Raw genomic sequence first — 19,222 nt, 5'->3', positions numbered from 1 at the left:
AAGGAGCAATACCATGAAAATGATCTCCCGTTCGGTGCTCGCCGTTGCCGCCTCGCTGGCTCTGGTCGGTGCCGCGCATGCTGCCGATATCGTCGGTGCCGCCAGTGCCAGGACCGATGCCGAGCTGTACGTGGCGGTTGGCGAATCGCAGGTCAATGGCGGCCCGCACCGCGCTGGCAAGGCCGGCATCGGTGTCGGTACCGTGTCCCAGGCCAAGCCGGTGGACTTCCAGGGCCTGAGCGCCTACTCGGCACCCACCACCGTCAATGGCGTGACGGTACGTACCCTGGCCATGCCGATCACCGGCGCACCGGGCAGCCACGCCGGCATGGGCCACTTCAACTTCGTCAAGGTCGGCAGTGGTGATGTCTGGTTCGGCGAATGGTCCAAGGATGGCGCCGCCGGTGGCTTCAACAACCGCCAGGTCTACTTCGTTGGCGACCGCGCCGGCACCACGCTGCCCGCCGGCGTGGCGTCCTACACCGTGGCCGGCCTGAACAAGTTCAACGGCAGCAACCTGCTGAGCGGCACCTTCGACGCCGACTTCGGCGCCGGCACCCTGGATGGTGCGCTGTCCGGCAATGGCCTGACCCTGGCCATCGTTGCCAACATCAACAGTGCCGATGCATCGTTCGCCGGTTCGGCCAACGTCAATGGCAGCGTCAACGGCACCACCCAGGGCCAGTTCTTCGGCGCCAACGCCGCCACCCTGGCCGGCATCGCCACCTTCGCCGGCAACAGCCAGTACGACACCGCCTTCGGCGGCAGCAAGAACTGATTGCCACGCCCCTGACGGGGCAGGGCAGGGACAAGCCGCGATCCGCCAGTCCCTGCTTCGGCCCGCTGCATGCACCGCCACGGATCGACCATGCGCCATCCCATCTTCCTTGTGATCCTGTTGCTGGCGGCTGCCGATGTGCGCGCCCAGCAGGATGATCTTCGTCGTGTGCTGGAGCAGGGCAGCGAGCTGCGCCACCAGCAGCAGGACCAGCAGCGCCTGCAGCAGGCCGAGTCGGCGCGACCGACCATCACCATCGACGGCCAGACCCTGCGCGTGGAGCGCACGGTCGACGATCTGGGCCAGGCGCTGTACCTGTCGCTGCAGCATCAGCAATGGGGCGCAGCGCAGCGCTTCCTGGACGAATACATCGAACTGCCCGGCCACGACCCGCTGCTGCGCCACTACGCGCAGGGCGGCCTGGCGCGGGTGGCCGGCAATCACCGCCGCGCGGCCAACGAGTACGAAGCACTGCTGGCGGCGCAGCCGGATTTCCTGCCGGCCCGCCTTGAGCTTGCACGTGTCCATGCCGAGGACCAGCGCGACCGCGATGCGGAGGCGTTGTTCACGGCCATCGCCGGTGGCATCAATGCCGACGACCCCACTACCGCAGGTGTACGCGGACGGGTGGACGCCTACCTGGCCGCACTGCAGGCGCGCAGGCGTTGGAAAGGAGCGCTGGCAGCCGGCCCGGCATGGAGCGACAACATCAACCGCAGCTCGGCCAGCCGCACCTGCCTGTTCGGAGTGGGCGACACCTGCATCATCCAGCGCAATCTTCCCGATGCCCAGCGCGCCATGGGCCTGGACTACGACGGCAACCTGGAGCGTCGCTGGGCACTGGCCGGTCATCACGGCGTCTATGTGCGCGGGCTTGCGTTCGGCCAGGCATGGCGCGGGCACAGCGCCTACAACGAGCTCAATGCGAGCGTGCAGGCGGGCTATAGCTGGCGCAGCGCTCGGCATACCCTGCAGATCGCGCCGAGCTATGACTACCAGGGCCTGGGCAACCGGGCCCTGCAGGGCGGCAGCGGGCTGCATGGCGAATGGCAATATGCATTGGATGCGCGCAGCCTGCTCAGGCTGGAGGCCGACTGGAAGCGCCAGCGCTATCGCCAGCGCGGCCTGGCCAGCAATTACGACGGTGAGCTGGCCGCGGTGTATGCCACCTGGTTCCGTGCGCTCAATCCGCGCTGGACCCTCTTTGCCGGGCTGGACCTGAGTGACAGCCGCGCCGCCAATCCGCCCAACGGCTACCGCCAGCGTGGACTGCGCCTGGGGGCGGCGCGCCAGTGGACGGGCACCACCGCCACCGTGTTCGTGTCGTTGCGCGAGCGCGACTACGAGGCGTGGAGCCCGCTGCTGGAGGCGCGGCGCGAGGACAGCGAACAGAACCTGATTGCTGTCGTGCGCAGCGAGCGCCTGGCGGTGGCCGGGCTGGTGCCCAGCCTGAGCCTGCGCTACGCGCGCATCGACAGCAACGTCGGCTGGCTGTACAGCCACGACCGCAGCCTGCTCAGCCTGAAATGGGAACGGGCCTTCTGAACGCGCCGCTGCGCTGCACGGTGAACGCGCCGTCGCCGCGATCTTCATTCATCATCACGCGCTCTTGTAGCCCGTTTCGCGCATCCTTCGGGTGTTGCGGCAGAGCTGGGCCGCGTGTATCGAGGAGCGCCGGTCGTGCTGGAAGCGGGCAACAAACCAGAGGGCCTGAAAGGGCTGCGTGTACTGGTGGCGGAGGATGAATTCGCCATCGCGATGTTTCTGGTCGACTATCTGGAGCTGAAAGGCGCACAGGTGGTGGGGCCTGCCGGTGACCTGCAGGCGCTGGGGCGGCTGGTCGATACCCATCCCATCGATGTGGCATTGCTGGATATCAACCTGGGCGGTGAGCAGGTCTATCCGCTGGCCGATCGGCTGGCCGAGACGGGTATCCCCTTCCTGCTGACCTCCGGTTACGACGACAACCTGCCCAGCCGCTTTGCCAGCGCGCCGCGCTGTACCAAGCCTTATCACATCGAAGCGCTGGTGCAGCAGCTGGCCGCGCTGGTGGCGGCGCCGCAGGTCTCTGCGGGCATTGCCTGATTGCGCGGCATGTCGCGCCGTCCTGAAGACATCCACGCCGCCAAGCTGCGTGGCCAGATGCCACCTGCACCGCAGCTGCATGTGCGCCACGATGGCATGGCCGCGCGCATCGCCCGCCACGACTGGTCATCCACGCCGTTGGGTGCCTGCGAGCAGTGGCCGCCCCACCTGCGCGCCACCGTCGACCTGATGCTGGCCCATGGTTTCCCGATGATCGTGCTGTGGGGTGAGCAGCTGGTGCAGCTCTACAACGATGGCTATGCCGAGATTCTGGCCGACAAGCATCCCGGCGGGCTCGGCCAGCCGACCCGCGAGTGCTGGCCCGAGGTCTGGCATATCAATGGGCCCATCTACCAGCGCGTCTGGCAGGGCGAAACCATCACCTACGAGGACAAACTCTATCCCCTGGCGCGACGCGGGCGGTTGGAGGATGTCTGGTTCACCATTACCTACAGCCCGATCCGTGGCGAGGAAGGGCGCATCAACGGCGTGCTCGTGACCATGTTCGAGACCACAGCGGCGCATGTGGCCCAATCGGCACGCGAGCGCGAAGAGCAGAAGCGGCGGGAGGCGGACCGGCGCCTGGCATTGGCCTTCAAGGTGCTGCCGGTGGGCGTCTGCATTGTCGACACCGAAGGGCGCCTGCAGCTGTCCAACGACCAGATGCGTGCCTACCTGCCCAGCGGCAAGGTGCCCTCCACGGATGAGGTGAACCTGCATCGCTGGCGTGGCTGGCATGCGGACGGCAGCGCCATCGGGCCGGAGGATTTCGCCATCGCCCGTGCGATGCGCGGCGAGACCGTGGTGCCGGGGCTGGAGTTCCAGTATCTGCATGACGATGGACGCGCGCGCTGGACCCGGGTCGCGGCCGCGCCCCTGCGCGATGGCGACGGTGAGGTCAGCGGCGTATTTGCCATCGCCGTGGACATCGACGATCTCAAGCGTGCCACCGAGCGCCAGTCTGTATTGCTGGCCGAACTGCAGCACCGGGTGCGCAACATCATGTCCACCATCCATGCCATTGCCTGGCGGACCCGCGAGTCGGTCAGCAGCGTGGATGAATACGCTGAACGGTTGTGCGGGCGACTGATGTCGCTGGCGCGCACGCAGAGCCTGCTGACCCGCGGCGCCAATGCCGGGGTCTGCCTGCGTGGCATGCTCGATGAGGAGATCGCGGCGCAGACGCCGGCAGCGGCGGCCTACCGCCTGCAGGGCGAGGATGTGCTGCTGCCGCCGAAGGCGGCCGAAGTACTGTCCCTGGCGATCCACGAGCTGGCGAGCAATGCCCTGCGGCATGGCGCACTGACCCATGAGGATGGCCGGATCGAGGTGACCTGGGATCTGCAGGTTCAGGCCGGCCAGCCATGGCTGGGTCTGCACTGGTGTGAGCGCCATGCCGAAGTGGAGGACTGGGAGCAGCCCCGGCAGCGTGGCCTTGGCCGGGCGCTGATCGAGCAGCGCGTGCCCTACGAACTCGCCGGCAGCGGCGAGCTGCGCTTTGGCCCGCAGGGCCTGGACGCCTGGATCCGCTTTCCGCTGCGCGAGCGAGACAGCCTGCTGCAGACTGATGCTCCCGGCGCGGCGGCGGGCGGTTCCGGCAGGTAAAAGTCCATTTATTCCCAATTGGGCCAAATTGGGCATAATGGCCTCAACTGTCCCCGTCTGGAGCCGTGCCATGACCCTGCCGCTGGATCTGCCTGGCCTCGAAAAGGCCCCCGCGTCGTCGGTGAAGACCCGTGGCTGGCCGAGCCTGATGCGCACCGTGCGCGAGAAGCAGGCGCTGGTCATCACCAACCACAACCACCCCGAAGCGGTGATCGTGGACATCCGCACCTACCAGGAACTGCTGGCCAAGGCCGCTGGCGGCGATGCCGGTGAGCGCAGCGAAGAACTGCTGCGCCTGCGCGGTGAGTTTGACCAGACCCTGGCCAGCCTGCAGCGCGGGGAGGGGCTGGGCAAGGTGCTGGGCCAGCCGATCCGCCGCGGTCGCAAGGTCACCCTCGGCCGCCCGCTCTGACCGATGGGGCGGATCCTGGTGCTTGCCGGCGTCAATGGCGCCGGCAAGAGTTCGCTGCTGGGTACCTGGCTGGAAGCCGAAGGGCTGGGCTGGTTCAACCCCGATTCGTTCACCCGGCGCCTGGTGGAGGCCGGCTGGCCGCTGCCCGATGCCAATGCGGAGGCCTGGCAGGAAGGCACCCGCCGCCTGCGCCAGGCCATGGCCGATGGCACGGACTTCGCCTTCGAGACCACGCTGGGCGGCAACACCATTCCAGGTCTGCTGCGCGAGGCCTGTGAGCAGCATCATGTGGCGGTATGGTTCTGCGGCCTGGCCAGCGTCGAGCTGCACATCGCCCGCGTCGCTGCGCGGGTAGCGGCCGGTGGCCACGATATTCCGGTGGAGAAGATCCACGCCCGCTTCGATTCGGCGCGCGAGAACCTGCTGGACCTGCTGCCACACCTGGCCGAGCTGCATGTCTACGACAACAGCGCTCCCGCCGACGCCGACGGCTGCGTCGAGCCGCTGCCGGTGCTGGCGATGGCGCATGGCCAGCTGCAGTACCCGGTCTCGGTGGCCGAGCTGCTGCATACGCCGGATTGGGCCAAGCCCATCGTGATGCGTGCGATGGAATTGAACACCTCGGATTAGATCCACGCCATACGTGGATACCTTTCACACATCGCGCGAAACCGCGCCGTGCACGACTGCCACCGGAGCTGCGGTTAGACTGACCGCACACTCAAGGAGGATGACATGCACGGACCTGCGACGTTCCGCTCCAGTTCTATCTGCCTGGTGCTTGCCGCGCTGGCGCTGTCCTGCATGCCGACGATGGCAGCGTCGCCTGCCGCCAAGCGACCATCGCCGCCCAGCCTGGTGCAGGCCTTCCACGCCGCCGAAGCCAACCTGCGGCTGATTCCCGGCGGCGACATTGAATCCGACTTCCGCCCGGTTTGGACCGCTGTTGCCGATCTCGATGGCGATGGCCGTGCCGAGGTCGTGTATTTCTACACGTCCGACTATTCCGGCGGCAGCTTCGCCCAAAGCAACGTTGTTGCGGTGATGACGGCGCTGACGGCAAACGATCCGCGCGGCCAGGAGAACCCGAACAGCCTGTCGCCGGTGGAAGCAGAGGACTATGCCGCCATCCGCAGGTATGGCTATGCTGACGACGCGGCTGAACAGATTCCAGGCGCCATCCGTGCCATCCGCATCCAGGGTGATCGCATCGTTGTCGATTTCACTGTCAGTGCCGGCGCGACGGTCTGCGAATGGAAGAGCCCGAACCGCCACGTCTGTCCGCCGGACGGAAACTACACATGGACGCTGCGTTGGACGCCGGGGAAGCTGACTCACATCAGGGAATAGCGCCAGGGAGTGCCGGGCGTATTCGCCCGGCGCCACTGGCCCCGTAGGTCCACGCCAAGCGGGGACCGCGTTCTGCGGCCGGCCTCAGGCCGGCTTCACCTGCTCAGGCTCCGCAGCCTCCGGCAGTGGTGGCAAGGTCGGGTCCACCGTTACCGGCACATCGCTCTTCAACAACGCAGCGGCTTCCCTGTCGCTGCCCACTGCCGGCGGTGAGCCACGCAGCGGCAGGCCGGCGGTCTCCTTCACGAACAGCATGGTCACCAGCCCGATCACCGCCGCGCCCATCAGGTAATAGGCCGGCACCAGCGGGTCGCCGGTACGTTCCACCAGCCACGCGCTCACCAGTGGCGTGGTGCCACCGAACAGCGACACCGACACGTTGAATGCGATCGACAGCGCGCTGTAGCGCACCGGCGTATAGAACAGCGCCGGCAGCGTGGACGGCATCGAACTGGTGAAGCAGACCAGTGCCAGGCCCAGCAGCATCAGGCCAAGGAAGATCAGCCCGTCGTTGCCGCTGCCGACCAGCAGCAGGCACGGAATCGCCAGCACCAGCAGCGCGATGCAGGCACCAATGATCATCGGTCGGCGGCCCAGCCTGTCACTGAACAACCCGCCGACGATGTTCAACGGCATCATCACCAGCATCACGATGATGATCAGCAGCAGGCCCTTGCTCTCGGCATAGCCCATGGTGACGCTGAGGTAGCTGGGCATGTAGGTCAGCAGCATGTAGTCGGTGACGTTGAACACCAGCACCAGGCCCATGCACACCAGCAGTTGGCGACCATGCACCTGGAACAGTGCGCCCAGCCCCGGCCGGTCGTGCTCGCGCTTCTCGGCTTCTTCGGCGAACGCGCGGAACGCCGGGGTTTCCTCCAGCTTCATGCGCATGTACAGGCCGAGCAGGCCCAACGGGCCGGCCACCAGGAATGGAATGCGCCAGCCCCAGTCCAGCATCTGCTCGCTGCTCAGCAGCATGTGCAGCGCAGTGACGGTACCGGCGCCTGCGATGTAGCCGCCCAGCGTGCCGAACTCCAGCCAGCTGCCCATCAACCCACGGTTGCGGTCGGTGGAATACTCGGCGATGAAGGTGGCCGCACCGCCGTACTCGCCACCGGTGGAGAAGCCCTGCACCACGCGCGCCAGCAGCAACAGCACCGGCGCCCAGATGCCGATGCGCTCGTAGGACGGAATCAGGCCGATGGCAAACGTGCCCAGCGCCATCAGGATCATGGTGAACGCCAGCACTTTCTGGCGGCCGTAGCGATCCCCCAGCGGGCCGAACACAAGGCCGCCGAGCGGACGCACCAGGAACGCCACGGTAAAGGTGGCGAAGGCGGCGATCACCTGTGCGGTGGGGTTGCTGGACGGGAAGAACACCTGGCCGATGGTGACGGCCAGATAGCCGTAGACACCGAAGTCGAACCACTCCATGGCATTGCCGAGTGCGGCGGCACCGACGGCGCGCTTGAGCATGGGCGTGTCGACGACGGTGATCTCATCGACCTTCAGATGGCGGCGGCGTTTGAACCAGCCGAAATGGGCATGTGCATCGGGGGTGTCCTGCATGGGGGCTCCCTGGGAGGTTTGAAATGGAGAAAACGGCCGCATGCGTGGATGCACGCGCACGGCGAGGCACCGCCGTGTCGGCGGAAGCACGGCAACGGGACCACGACGGCCGCGCGGTCAGCGGCCGGGAATCACAGCGGTGCGGGGGATGCAGGCGAAGTGCTTGCGGGCGTCATCCGCCAGGATCCAGCGCGAGGCGATGGATGGGCGGAGCAGGAACATGCGTGGCAAGCGGAGCGCCGGTCGGCAGTGCTTTCCACGTAACAGGTGCGCCCGTCACGTAGTGGGTCGTGTCGATCATCCGTTCATCATAACGGCACGCGCGTGAGCGTGCAGCGAAGCGCAGTTGTCTGCACGCTGTGTTCCATGATGCCTGTTCATCTGCAAAGCAATGATGACGTGCGTTGAACGGAATCTGGTCGTGCTGCTCACATGCCGCCCTCTACGTTGTGGGCGAACGCAACAGAGAAGGAGCATCGCATGACCCGTCGCATTCCCGAAGGTACGCTTGTGGTTGTCGCCGATGGCGGTTCGGCCCGTGTATTCACCAATGTCGGCAGCGATCACCAGCTGGCCTTGAAGCAGGAAGGCGAACTGCGCCTGCAGGACATCAGCGAGCAGGGTGTATCCGGGCAGGGGCCTGCGGGTGCAGTGCCGAAGGACATGTCGGTATCCCAGCTCAACGAGGCGACGTTCGCCAAGCAGGTGGCGGAACAGCTCAATGAGGATGCGTTGAAGAACCGCTATGCACACCTGGTGTTGATCGCTGATCCGACCACGCTGGGACGCATCCGTCCGCTGCTGCACAAGGAAACCCAGGCCCGCCTGCTGGGCGACATCGCCAAGGACCTGACCAACGCGCCGTTGGCGGATATCCAGAAGGCGCTGGCGGCGTAGCGCGGATGCCATTCATGCGCGATCACCTGTCGGCGGAGCCCGACCGCTTGGATGTGGAGGCGCAGGTCGGCTGGTTGCTTCTCGAGTTTGGCGCGCCCTGGTGTGGCCACTGCCAGGCCGCGCAGCCCGCGTTACAGGCCTTTGTCGAAGCGAACGATCTGCCGCACTGGAAGATCGAGGATGGCAAGGGCAGGCCTCTGGGCCGAGCGTTCAAAGTGAAGCTGTGGCCGACGGTGGTGCTGCTGCACGATGGAGAAGAGGTCGCGCGGGTAGTGAGGCCGCTGGACAGCGCGGACCTCATGTCGTTGCAGGGCGCGCTTCCCGATTGAGGAGTGACCCGGGCGCGGCACGCGGGGCAGTCGCACTGCAGCATGCGGCGTGACAGGCCCGGTGCTAGCATCCGGCTATCACCTGAATCGATCCAAATGCCGATGCCCACGCTGGACCGTCGTCTCCTGATCGCTGTCGCCGCCACGGCGATGCTCGCTTCCGGCCTGGCTTCGGCCGCGCCTGCCAGAACCGCCGCCGACAAGGCCTATGCATCGGTGGACCCGTTCATCGGCACCGGTGGCGAAGGTCACACCTATCCGGGTGCGACGGTACCGTTCGGCATGGTCCAGCTCAGCCCGGATACGCGTATCCAGCCGCGCGAGAAGGCCTACGGTTGGGCGGCCGGCTACCGCTACGACGACAGCAGCATCGTCGGCTTCTCGCACACCCATTTTTCCGGCACTGGCCATTCCGATCTGGGCGACATCCTGCTGATGCCGTTCACCGGCAGTCCCGGCCTGGAGCGTGGCGATCCCGAGAAGCCGCGCAGCGGCTATGCTTCGCGCTTCCGACATGATGACGAGAAAGCGGAGCCGGGCTACTACGCGGTCACGTTGGACGATTACAAGGTGCGTGCCGAGCTGACCACCAGTACCCGCGTGGGCGTGCATCGCTATGCGTTCCCCAAGGGCACCGACGCCAAGGTGCTGCTGGACATGCGCACCAGCATGTACGACTACCCGGGCAAGGTGTTGTGGTCGCGGGTGCGGGTGCGTGCCGACGGCACGGTGACCGGCTTCCGCGAGACGCGGGGCTGGGCGCCGGGCCGCCAGCTGTATTTCGCGATGCGCTTCTCGCGCCCGCTGGCCGGGCATGAGCTGCACAACACCGAGCAGGACATCGTCTACAAGGGCTTCCCGCCGCCGGGCGAGAAGGATCCGTCCCAGCGCGCACAGATCGAGGGCCGTCAGCTGGTCGGTACCTTCGCATTCGGCAAGCTGGACGCACCGCTGGTGGTCAAGGTTGCCATCTCGCCGGTCAGCGAGGCCGGCGCCATTGCCAACCTCGACGCGGAAGTGGCCGACTTCGATTTCGACCGCGTGCGTGCGCAGGCGAAACAGGAATGGACGCAGGCGCTGTCGGTGCTTGATATCGATGCACCCGAGCACGCTCGCCGCAGCGCCTATACCGCGCTGTACCACACACTGTTGGGGCCGACGCTGTTCATGGATGCCGATGGCCAGTATCGCGGTTCGGACAATGCCGTGCACAAGGCCGATGGTTTCACGAACTATTCGACGTTCTCGCTGTGGGATACCTACCGTGCGTTGCATCCGTTGCTGACCCTGGTGCAGCCGGAGAAGCGCAACAGCGACTTCGTCAATTCGATGCTGGCCCACCATGAGCACAGCCCCTACGGCATGCTGCCGGTGTGGTCGTTCCATGGCCTGGAAGACTGGTGCATGATCGGCTATCACGCCGTGCCGGTGATCGCCGACGCCTATGTGAAGGGCATTCGTGGCTTCGACGCCGACAAGGCGCTGAAGGCGATGGTCGAGACCGCCAATTACGGCCCCTATGACGGTATCGCACAGTACCGCGAGCTGGGCTACGTACCGATCGACGAGGAAGGTGAAGCGGCCAGCAAGACGCTGGAATACGCCTTCGATGACTGGACCATCGCACGCATGGCGCAGGCGATGGGCAAGGGCGATATCGCGGCGACCTTCGACAAGCGCGCGGCCAACTGGCGCAATGCGTTCGACAAGGACACCGGCTTCATGCGCGCACGCAAGCGCGACGGCAGTTTCCGCACCCCGTTCGACCCCAGCGCCAGTGGCTACGGTACCGACTACACCGAGGGCAACGCCTGGCAGTATTCCTGGTATGTGCCGCAGGACGTGGCCGGCCTGGCGGCAGCGCACGGTGGCAGCGACAAGCTGCTCGCGCGCCTGGACGAGGTGTTCAACGCCAAGGTGGATCCGTCCATCTTCGAGCACATGGAAGACATCACCGGGCTGATCGGCTGGTATGCACATGGCAACGAACCCAGCCACCATGTGGCCTACCTGTACTCGTACGCTGGCCAGCCGTGGCGCACCCAGGCGCGCCTGAAGCAGATCATGGACACCCAGTACGCCGACCGTCCGGATGGCCTGGCCGGCAACGATGACGTCGGCCAGATGTCGGCGTGGTATGTGTTCACCGCGCTGGGCTTCTACCCGGTGGCACCGGGCTCGGGCGAGTACATCCTCGGCCGCCCGTTCCTGCCGAAGACCGCGATGCGCCTGCCCAACGGCAAGACGTTCACCATCGTGGCCGATGGCCTGGATGACAAGCACACCTATGTGGGCAACGTGAGCCTCAACGGCAAGCCGCTGCAGCGCACCTTCCTGCGCCACGACGAGATCCTGGCCGGTGGCGAGCTGCGCTTCAGCATGCAGGCCGAGCCGAACAAGGACTGGCCGGCGCAGGGCGCGCAGGCACCGTACTCGATGAGCCGGTGATGCGGGGCGGCGCCGCATTGCCGCCGTCATTGCCCCGCACCTGGTAGGTGCCAACCTTGGTTGGCACGCGGGAGGTCAACGCGAACGGAACCGCACCCCCACCCGCGCGCCACCGAGCGGCGCCGTTTCGATCTTCAACATCGCACCATGCCGCTGCGCGATCTCGGCGACGATCGCCAACCCCAGCCCGCAGCCATCGCCTTCGCTGCTGGCCCGGTAGAAGCGTTCCGTGACGCGCGTGCGTTCGGCTTCGGCAATACCGGCGCCGTCATCGTCAACCCATGCCTGTACGCCTTCGGTCTCCTGCCGAACGCCGAGGGTGATTACGCCGGGCACGGCACCGTAGCGCAGCGCGTTGTCCAGCAGGTTGCCCAACGCTTCGCGCAGCAGCTGCGGATCGCCCTGTACCTGCACGCCGTCGTCTGGCCCCTCGTAGCCCAGGTCAACGCCCGCCGCCAACGCACGGTCGGCGTAGCGCTCCACCACCCCGCGTGCCAACGCAGCCAGGTCGACCGGTTGCAGTGGCAGTGCACTGCCATGCGGATCTTCCGAGCGGCTGAGCATCAGCAGCTGGTTGACCAGATGCTGCAAGCGGGCCAGCCCGGCCAGCGTGCCGGACAGCGCCAGCTGCTGGGCCTGCGGGTCGTGCTGGCGCAATGAACTCTCCAGCTCCACCTGCATCGCTGCCAGCGGTGTGCGCAGCTGGTGCGCGGCATTGCTGACAAAGCGCCGCTGCGCATCCTGCATCGCGTCCAGACGCTGCAGCAGCGCGTTGTAGGCCTCCACCGCCGGCCACAGTTCGCGCGGTGCCTCCTGCGCGGGGTCCAACGGTGCCAACGGATCCGGCCGCGGGCTGGCCAGCTTCCGCGCAACCAGGTTGGCATGGCGAGCGGCAGCGCCTGTACCGGACCAGGCCAGCCACGCCGCCAGTGCCAGGATCGCGGCCTGGAAGGGAACGCTGGTCAGCAGCAGCTTGCGCTCCAGCCGGTGGCGTTTGCGAAGCGTCTCAGCCACGCGCAGCCGGATGTCATGGCCCGGTCCGGCGCTGACCACCACCTCGACCATGCGCACAGCCTGACCACGCAGCCGCGCATCGTAGTAGACCGCGTCGTCACTGTTGGCGGACGTCGCCGGGCGGGGCAGGGCTTCGGGCAGGTCGCCATACAGACGCCCACCCTCGGCATCGACCACCTCGCCATGCACTTCGTCGGCGGTGTCCCAGCTGAACATGCGCGAGACCGCCGGGGTGATCTCGATCGAAGCGCGACCATCCTGCACCGTCACCAGTTCGGACAACGACATCGCCGAATCCAGCAGCCAGCGGTCGTAGACCTGGCCGGCATAGAACCGGGCCAGCGCAAATGAACCCACTGCGCTGCACAGCAGCAGTACCAGCAGCGGCAGCCAAAGGCGCCTGAGCAGCAGCCCACGCAGGCTGTGCACGCGCTCAGTCACCCGCGGCCTCCAGCCGGTATCCAAGCCCACGCAGCATGCGGATGCCGACGCCGGCGCGCGCCTGTTCCAGTTTGCGGCGCAGGCGGCTGACATGCACCTCGATCACCGACAGGTTGGCCTCGTGGTCCCAGCTGTACAGCGCATCGAACAAGCGCTGCTTGGTGACGGTGCGACCGGGATGCTGCATCAGTGCCTCGACCAGCGACAGCTCGCGCGCGGTCAACTCGATGCGCTGGCCTTCAACCTGCACTTCATTGCGGATGCTGTCGAAGCACAACCGGCCCAATCGCTTCTGCGCCGGTGCATCGCTGCGGCGGCGCGACAGTGCACGCAGGCGGGCTTCCAGCTCACCGAGTGCGAACGGCTTGGCCAGGTAATCGTCGCCACCGCGGTCGAGGCCGAGGATGCGGTCCTCCACACCATCGCGTGCGGTCAGGATCAGCACCGGCAGGGTGGCGCCGTCGTTGCGCAGGCGCGAGAGCAGGTCCAGGCCATCGACGTCGGGCAATGAAAGGTCCAGCACCATCACGTCATACGGTGCGCTGGCCAATGCCGCCGGCGCGTGCAGTCCACGCGAGAGGTGGTCGCACAGATGACCGGCACCCTGCAGGGCGCGGATCAGTCCATCGGCCAGAGCGGCGTCGTCTTCGATCAGCAGGATTCGCATTGCAAGCTTCGTGCAAGGTTGGGGCAAGGTTGGCGCAAGTGCATCACCTTACCGTGACGTGCATGAATTTCTCCTCTCGTCTTGCGGCCGTACTGGCCACGCTTCTGTGCGCGCCTGCGGCTTCGGCGCTGTCCCTGCAGGAAGCGCAGCGCGCAATGGAAGCACACAACCCTGACCTGCGCGCAGCGGCACTGGAGCTGCGCGGTGTGCAAGGCGATGCGCAGACGGCGGCATTGCGCCCGGCCACCGAGCTGTCGATCGGCACCAGCAAGATCAGCCCCAAGCATGGTATCGGCCCTGGGCGCTGGCAGGACAAGCGGGTGGACAGCACCGTGGGCCTGGGCTGGACCTGGGAACGTGGTGGCAAGCGCGCACTGCGCATCCGCCAGGCCGACGCGCTGCTGGAAGTGGCCGGGCTGGAGATGCTCGATACCCGGCGCCGCCAGCAAGTGGCGCTGCATGAAACCTATTTCGGCCTGAAGGGCGCGCAGGAGCGGGCGCAGATTGCCGAGGCCAACCGCCAGAGTTCGGCCGAGCAGATGGCGGCGGCGGACAGGCAGGTCGCGACAGGGGCGATGGCACCGGTGGATCGCGCGCGGCTGGCGGTGGACGATCTCGCCGTAGCCGACGCGGCGCGCGAGGCGGCCCTGGATCTGCGCGATGCACGGCATGCGCTGGGGCTGCTGCTCGGCCGCGACGACAGCCACGACCTCAGCGCCGATGATCCGTGGCCAGACCCCGCGGGCAGGGTCGATACGCGTGCGTTCGACCCGCAGCAGCGTGCCGATCTGCGCGCGGCACGTTCGCGCCTGGCCGCGGCCGACGCCGGTGTGGCACTGGCGCGCAGTGAGCGCCATCGCGACATCCAGCTGGGTGTGGAGGCCGAGCGCGAGCCGACCGACATCAGCGGCGTCACCTGGGGTGTGTCATTGACCATTCCGCTCGGCGGCCCGTCACGTGCACGCGGCGCGATCCAGCGTGCCGAGGCCGACCGTGACAGCGCCGCGCTGGAGCTGCAGGTACTGCAGCGCGAAGCACGCGCCGAACTGGACCAGCTGCAGGCCAGCGCGCAGTCCGCCGCACAGCGCCGCAGCGACTATGAGGGACTGCAGTCCGACGCCGCACGCAAGGCGGTGCAGGGCATCGAACTGGCGTACCGGCGCGGCGCCGCCAGCCTGACCGATCTGCTGGATGCGCGCCGCAGTTGGCGCGACTTCGAGGCCGCGCTGATCGAGGCGCGCGCCGACCATGCCATTGCCCTGGCGCGCTGGGAAGCGGCCACATCCGTTGCTGAAGGAGAGTCCCGATGAAGTCCCCCGTCGCCCATCGCCCGCGGGCGCGACACGGCGTGCTGCCGGCCTTGCTGGCGCTGGCCCTGCTGGTCGGCTGCGGCCGTGAGCCGGCGTCCTACACCGAGGATGCGCCGCAGATCAGTGCCGGCCAGATCCAGTTTCCTGCCGGCAGCCGCCAGCTGGACGTGCTGCGCAGCGAGGCGGTGACCGCCGGCGCCAGCGCCAGCCTGCAGCTGCCGGGCCGGGTGGTCTGGGACGAGACCCGTTCCAGTGCACTGCGCACGCCGTTGCCGGGGCAGGTGGCGCGCATCGAGGCGCAGCCGGGCCAGAAAGTGAAGGCCGGCCAAGTGATTGCCTGGATCACCTCGCCCGAGTTCGGCCAGGCCCAGGCGGAGGGCGTGCGTGGCCGCGCCGGGCTGCAGCAGGCGCGCAGGGAGCTGGAGCGCACCCGCGAGCTGCATGCGGCGGGTGTGGCGTCGGGCCGCGAACTGGACGAGGCCGAGGCCAACTTCGCCGGCAGCCAGGCCGATCATGCGCGTGCAACCGCCTTCGCCAAAGCATATGGCAACGGCCAGCGCGTCGACCAGCGCCTGCCGCTGCGCGCGCCCATTGATGGCGTGCTGGTGGAGCGGCGGATGAGCCCGGGCATGTCGGTCAGCCCGGACAGCGAACAGCCATTGGCGGTGATTGGCGATCCGGACCGCCTGTGGTTGCTGCTGGATGTTCCCGAGAGCCTGGCCGGACGCATGAAGGCGGGCATGCAGGTGAGCGTACCTGGTGCCGATGGCCAACTGCTGCAGGCGACCCTGCAGCACGTGGATGACTTCGTCGACAGCGAACGGCGCGTGGTGCAGGCGCGCGCCGAGCTGGACAACCGCGCACGCGGCTTCAAGGCGGGGCAGTACGTGCGCGCCCAGGTGGCGTTGCCGGCCGAGGGCGGTGTCTCGCTGCCCGATGCGGCCGTGCTGCTGATCGACGGCAAGCAGGTGGTGTTCGTGGAGGAGGGCAAGGGCCGCTTCGTGCGCCACGCCGTGCATGCCGAGGAACTGGGCGATGGCCGCCTGTGGGTGCGTGACGGCCTGGCGGTTGGCAGCAGGGTGGTGGTCGAGGGCGGCCTGCTGTTGCAGCAGCTGGTCGACAGCGCGCCGGCAACCGTCAGCACCGGCACGGGGCACGCCGCGCCATGATCGATCGCCTGATTGCCTATTGCCTGCGCCAGCCGCTGATGGTGATGCTGGCACTGCTGTTGTTCATCGGCGGCGGTATCGCCGCATTCCGCGTGCTGCCGGTGGAGGCCTTCCCGGATGTGTCCGATACCCAGGTGACGGTGGTGTCGCTGCACCCGGGCCGCGCCGCCGAAGAGGTGGAACGCGAAGTGACGATGCCGCTGGAAGTGGCCTTGTCCGGCATTCCGCATTCGGTGCGGGTGTTCTCGCATACCCAGTTCGGCCTGTCGATGATCATCCTGACCTTCGACGACAAGGCCGATGACTACTTCGCGCGCCAGCAGGTGCTGGAGCGCCTGCAGGGGGTGGAGCTGCCGGAAGGGGTGACACCGGAACTGGAGGCGATGAGTTCGGCGGTGGGTGAGATCTACCGCTATGTGCTGAAAGGCCCGCACATGACGCCGACCCAGCTGCGCACCGTGCAGGAATGGACGATGGAGCGCAGCCTGCGCACCGTGCCGGGCGTGGCCGATGTGATCAGCTTCGGCGGCTTCGCGCGCACGTTCCAGGTCAAGCCGGACCTGGATAAGCTGCGTGACCGCGGCATCAGCCTGGGTGAGTTCGCCGAGGCGCTGGAAAAGGGCAGCTCCAATGCAGGCGGCGGCTACGTGGAACGCGGGCAGCAGCAGTTCCTGATCCGCGGCGTGGGCCTAATGCGTTCGCCCGCCGACATCGGCAACGTGGTGGTGGAGCAGCGCGGGGGCACGCCGATCCTGGTGCGCGACCTGGCCAGCATCGCCGATACCGGCCTGCCACGGCAGGGCCTGGTCGGCCAGGACGGCAATGACGATGCGGTGTTCGGCATGGTGCTGATGCGCAAGGGCGAGAATCCGTCCGACGTGCTCGGCGCCCTGCATGCGCGCATCGCCGAGATCGAAGCCAACCAGCTGCCGCACGGGGTCAGCATCGAGCCGTTCTACGACCGGTCGTGGCTGGTCTCGACCACGCTGAAAACCGTCTTCAGCAACCTGCTGGAAGGCGCGGTGCTGGTGTTCCTGGTGCTGTGGCTGTTCCTGTACAACGCCCGCGCCGCACTGATCGTGGCGGCGATGATGCCGCTTGCGCTGCTGTCGACCTTCCTCGGCCTGCACCTGTGGGGCGTACCGGCCAACCTGCTGTCGTTGGGTGCGATGGACTTCGGCATCATCATCGATGGCGCGGTGATCGTGACCGAGCACATCGTCTCGCGATTGTCGAAGCTGCCACCTGGGGCCGACCGGAAGACACGGTTTTCAACCATTCTTTCGGCAGCGTCGGAAGTGGGGCGGCCGACGTTCTTCTCGATGCTGATCATCATCGCCGCGCATATCCCGATCTTCACCCTGCAGCGCCAGGAAGGCCGCATGTTCGCGCCGATGGCGTACTCGGTGACCTCGGCCCTGATCGGTGCGTTGATCCTGGCGCTGACCGTGGTGCCGTTGTTCTGCTACTGGTGGTTGCGGCGCGACCGCATGCGCGACGGCAATCCGCTGATGGACCGCCTGACCGGCTGGTACCGGCCGATCCTGGAGCGCGCTCTGGCCCGCCCGCGTGCGGTGGTACTGACCGCGATTGCGCTGCTGGTCGGCACGCTCGCGCTGGGCACGCGGCTGGGTTCGGAGTTCCTGCCCGAGCTGGACGAGGGCTCGATCTGGCTGACCGCCACGCTTGACCCCAGCACCAGCCTGGCCGAGGCGCAGCAGCAGTCGCGGCGCATCCGTGAGCTGGTCGGCACCTTCCCGCAGGTATCGACGGTGGTGGCCAAGCTGGGGCGCCCGGAAGACGGCTCCGATGCCAAGGGCGCCAACCAGATCGAGGCGCTGGTGGCGTTGAAGCCCGAGAAGGAATGGCCGAAGGGGGTGGACAAGCGGCAGCTGGTCAGTGATCTGCAGCGCACGCTGGAGCAGCGTATTCCAGGGCCGGAGTTCTCGATCTCGCAGCCGGTGCGCGACAACATCCTGGAGAGCATCTCGCAGATCAAGGGCCAGGTGGTGATCAAGGTCAGTGGCTCGGATCTGGACGTGCTGAACCAGCAGGCGCAGGCGATCCTGGGCCAGGTGCGTAGCGTGGAGGGCGTGGAGAGTGCCTTCATCGACCGTGACGGCTCACTGCCGCAGCTGCAGATCGAAATCGACCGCGACCGTGCTGCGCGCTATGGCTTGAACGTGCGCGATATCGACGAGGTGATCGAGACCGCACTGGGCGGGCGCCAGGTCGGCGAACTGTGGGAAGGTGACCGCAGGTTCCCGATCACGTTGCGCCTGGACGACGCCGACCGCGACCTGCAGCGGCTGCGCACGGTGCCGGTCGGCATCGGCGATGGGCACACGGTGACACTGTCCGACGTGGCCGACTTCCGCATGGCCAGCGGCGCGATCAACATCTCGCGCGAGAATGCACAGCGGGTCAAGGCGGTGAGCATCTTCATCGCCGGCCGCGACATGGGCAGCGTGGTGGCCGACATGCGCAAGCGCGTGGACGCCAGCGTGCAGTTGCCGGAAGGCTACCGGCTGGAATGGTCCGGGGAGTTCGAGAACCAGCAACGTGCGATGAAGCGGCTGGGCTGGGTGATCCCGCTGTCGGTGCTGATCATCTTCGTGTTGCTGTTCGATGCCTTCAAGGACATCAGCAGCGCCGCGCTGATCCTGGCCAACGTGCCACTGGCGATGATCGGCGGCATTCTCGCCCTGTGGTTGACTGGGATTCCACTGTCGGTGTCGGCGGCGATCGGCTTCATCGCGTTGTTCGGGCAGGCGGTCTTGAACGGGGTGGTGATGCTCAGCCGCTTCGCCCAGCTGCGCGAGCAGGGCATGGACCTGCTGCAGTCGGTGGTGCAGGGCTCGCTGCAGCGCCTGCGCACGGTGCTGATGACCGCACTGCTGGCGATGTTCGGCCTGCTGCCGATGGCGACCTCGCATGCCATTGGCGCCGAGACCCAGAAGCCGCTGGCGGTGGTGGTGATCGGTGGCCTGCTGTCGGCGATGCTGCTGACCCTGCTGGTACTGCCCACGCTGTACTACTGGGTGCATCACCGCCGCGAGGCCCGCACGGGCTGACGGCGATATCCGGCTCTCCGCCCGGTAGAGGCCAACCTTGGTTGGCAGACGGCGAAGCGCCCACCAAGGTG

General features: G+C 67.1%; 16 protein-coding genes. 13 read left to right on the top strand and 3 right to left on the bottom strand.

All coding sequences use genetic code 11. The features are described 5' to 3' along the window. Positions 1–13: 13 nt before the first annotated feature. From AC5P9L_RS18415 to AC5P9L_RS18385, 7 genes are all read left to right on the top strand, one after another. Positions 14–778 (top strand): Slam-dependent surface lipoprotein, encoded by a 765-nt coding sequence (locus AC5P9L_RS18415; protein ID WP_024956511.1) that lies wholly within the window; start codon positions 14–16, stop codon positions 776–778. A 90-nt stretch (positions 779–868) separates the two neighbouring features. Beyond that, a complete protein-coding gene (locus AC5P9L_RS18410; protein ID WP_227415377.1) occupies positions 869–2,323 on the top strand; it encodes a surface lipoprotein assembly modifier in 1,455 nt (484 codons plus the stop codon). A gap of 135 nt (positions 2,324–2,458) precedes the next feature. After that, positions 2,459–2,863 carry a response regulator gene (locus AC5P9L_RS18405; protein ID WP_024956513.1) on the top strand — a complete coding sequence of 135 codons (405 nt, stop codon included), beginning with the start codon at positions 2,459–2,461 and terminating at the stop codon, positions 2,861–2,863. 9 nt (positions 2,864–2,872) lie between these two features. After that, a complete protein-coding gene (locus AC5P9L_RS18400; RefSeq protein ID WP_005409859.1) occupies positions 2,873–4,468 on the top strand; it encodes a sensor histidine kinase in 1,596 nt (531 codons plus the stop codon). Positions 4,469–4,538: 70 nt separating this feature from the next. Continuing rightward, complete coding sequence (locus AC5P9L_RS18395; protein WP_005413623.1) at positions 4,539–4,880, top strand: type II toxin-antitoxin system prevent-host-death family antitoxin; 342 nt, start codon at positions 4,539–4,541, stop codon at positions 4,878–4,880. Between the two features lie 3 nt (positions 4,881–4,883). Next, entirely contained in the window at positions 4,884–5,510 is a 627-nt protein-coding gene (locus tag AC5P9L_RS18390) for an ATPase (protein WP_024956515.1), read from the top strand. A gap of 105 nt (positions 5,511–5,615) precedes the next feature. Further along, positions 5,616–6,230 carry a hypothetical protein gene (locus tag AC5P9L_RS18385; protein WP_279915582.1) on the top strand — a complete coding sequence of 205 codons (615 nt, stop codon included), beginning with the start codon at positions 5,616–5,618 and terminating at the stop codon, positions 6,228–6,230. An 84-nt stretch (positions 6,231–6,314) separates the two neighbouring features. Here the strand turns inward: AC5P9L_RS18385 and proP are convergent, their stop codons facing one another. Further along, positions 6,315–7,802 (bottom strand): glycine betaine/L-proline transporter ProP, encoded by a 1,488-nt coding sequence (gene proP / locus AC5P9L_RS18380; protein WP_227415378.1) that lies wholly within the window; start codon positions 7,800–7,802, stop codon positions 6,315–6,317. 480 nt (positions 7,803–8,282) lie between these two features. Between proP and AC5P9L_RS18375 the strand changes: the two genes are divergently transcribed. The 3 genes from AC5P9L_RS18375 (at position 8,283) to AC5P9L_RS18365 (ending at position 11,476) form a co-directional block, all read left to right on the top strand. Next, entirely contained in the window at positions 8,283–8,699 is a 417-nt protein-coding gene (locus AC5P9L_RS18375; protein WP_005409854.1) for a host attachment family protein, read from the top strand. A 5-nt stretch (positions 8,700–8,704) separates the two neighbouring features. Next, entirely contained in the window at positions 8,705–9,028 is a 324-nt protein-coding gene (locus tag AC5P9L_RS18370) for a thioredoxin family protein (protein ID WP_049469714.1), read from the top strand. 96 nt (positions 9,029–9,124) lie between these two features. Next, positions 9,125–11,476: a GH92 family glycosyl hydrolase gene (locus AC5P9L_RS18365; protein ID WP_043033335.1), complete on the top strand. Its 2,352-nt coding sequence runs from the start codon at positions 9,125–9,127 to the stop codon at positions 11,474–11,476. A gap of 75 nt (positions 11,477–11,551) precedes the next feature. Here AC5P9L_RS18365 and AC5P9L_RS18360 read toward each other — a convergent pair whose 3' ends face one another. After that, on the bottom strand, positions 11,552–12,931 hold the full coding sequence (locus AC5P9L_RS18360) for a sensor histidine kinase (RefSeq protein ID WP_227415379.1): 1,380 nt from the start codon (positions 12,929–12,931) through the stop codon (positions 11,552–11,554). Continuing rightward, positions 12,924–13,598 (bottom strand): response regulator, encoded by a 675-nt coding sequence (locus AC5P9L_RS18355; protein WP_005409850.1) that lies wholly within the window; start codon positions 13,596–13,598, stop codon positions 12,924–12,926. The genes AC5P9L_RS18360 and AC5P9L_RS18355 overlap by 8 nt, the downstream gene beginning before the upstream one ends. Positions 13,599–13,660: 62 nt before the next feature. On the opposite strand from AC5P9L_RS18355, the gene AC5P9L_RS18350 reads away from it, so the two are divergent. From AC5P9L_RS18350 to AC5P9L_RS18340, 3 genes are read left to right on the top strand one after another with little or no spacing between them, the layout of a single operon-like run. Beyond that, positions 13,661–14,908, top strand: a complete 1,248-nt coding sequence (locus AC5P9L_RS18350) for a TolC family protein (RefSeq protein WP_099561433.1) — start codon at positions 13,661–13,663, stop codon at positions 14,906–14,908. Further along, positions 14,905–16,077 (top strand): efflux RND transporter periplasmic adaptor subunit, encoded by a 1,173-nt coding sequence (locus tag AC5P9L_RS18345; RefSeq protein WP_227415380.1) that lies wholly within the window; start codon positions 14,905–14,907, stop codon positions 16,075–16,077. The genes AC5P9L_RS18350 and AC5P9L_RS18345 overlap by 4 nt, the downstream gene beginning before the upstream one ends. Further along, entirely contained in the window at positions 16,074–19,151 is a 3,078-nt protein-coding gene (locus AC5P9L_RS18340) for an efflux RND transporter permease subunit (RefSeq protein ID WP_227415381.1), read from the top strand. Before AC5P9L_RS18345 ends, AC5P9L_RS18340 begins: the two co-directional genes overlap by 4 nt. The last annotated feature ends 71 nt before the right edge of the window (positions 19,152–19,222 follow it).

This window comes from Stenotrophomonas sp. YJH_SMC_64 (genome assembly GCF_059371375.1).
This window is presented reverse-complemented; position numbering and strand designations above follow the sequence as displayed.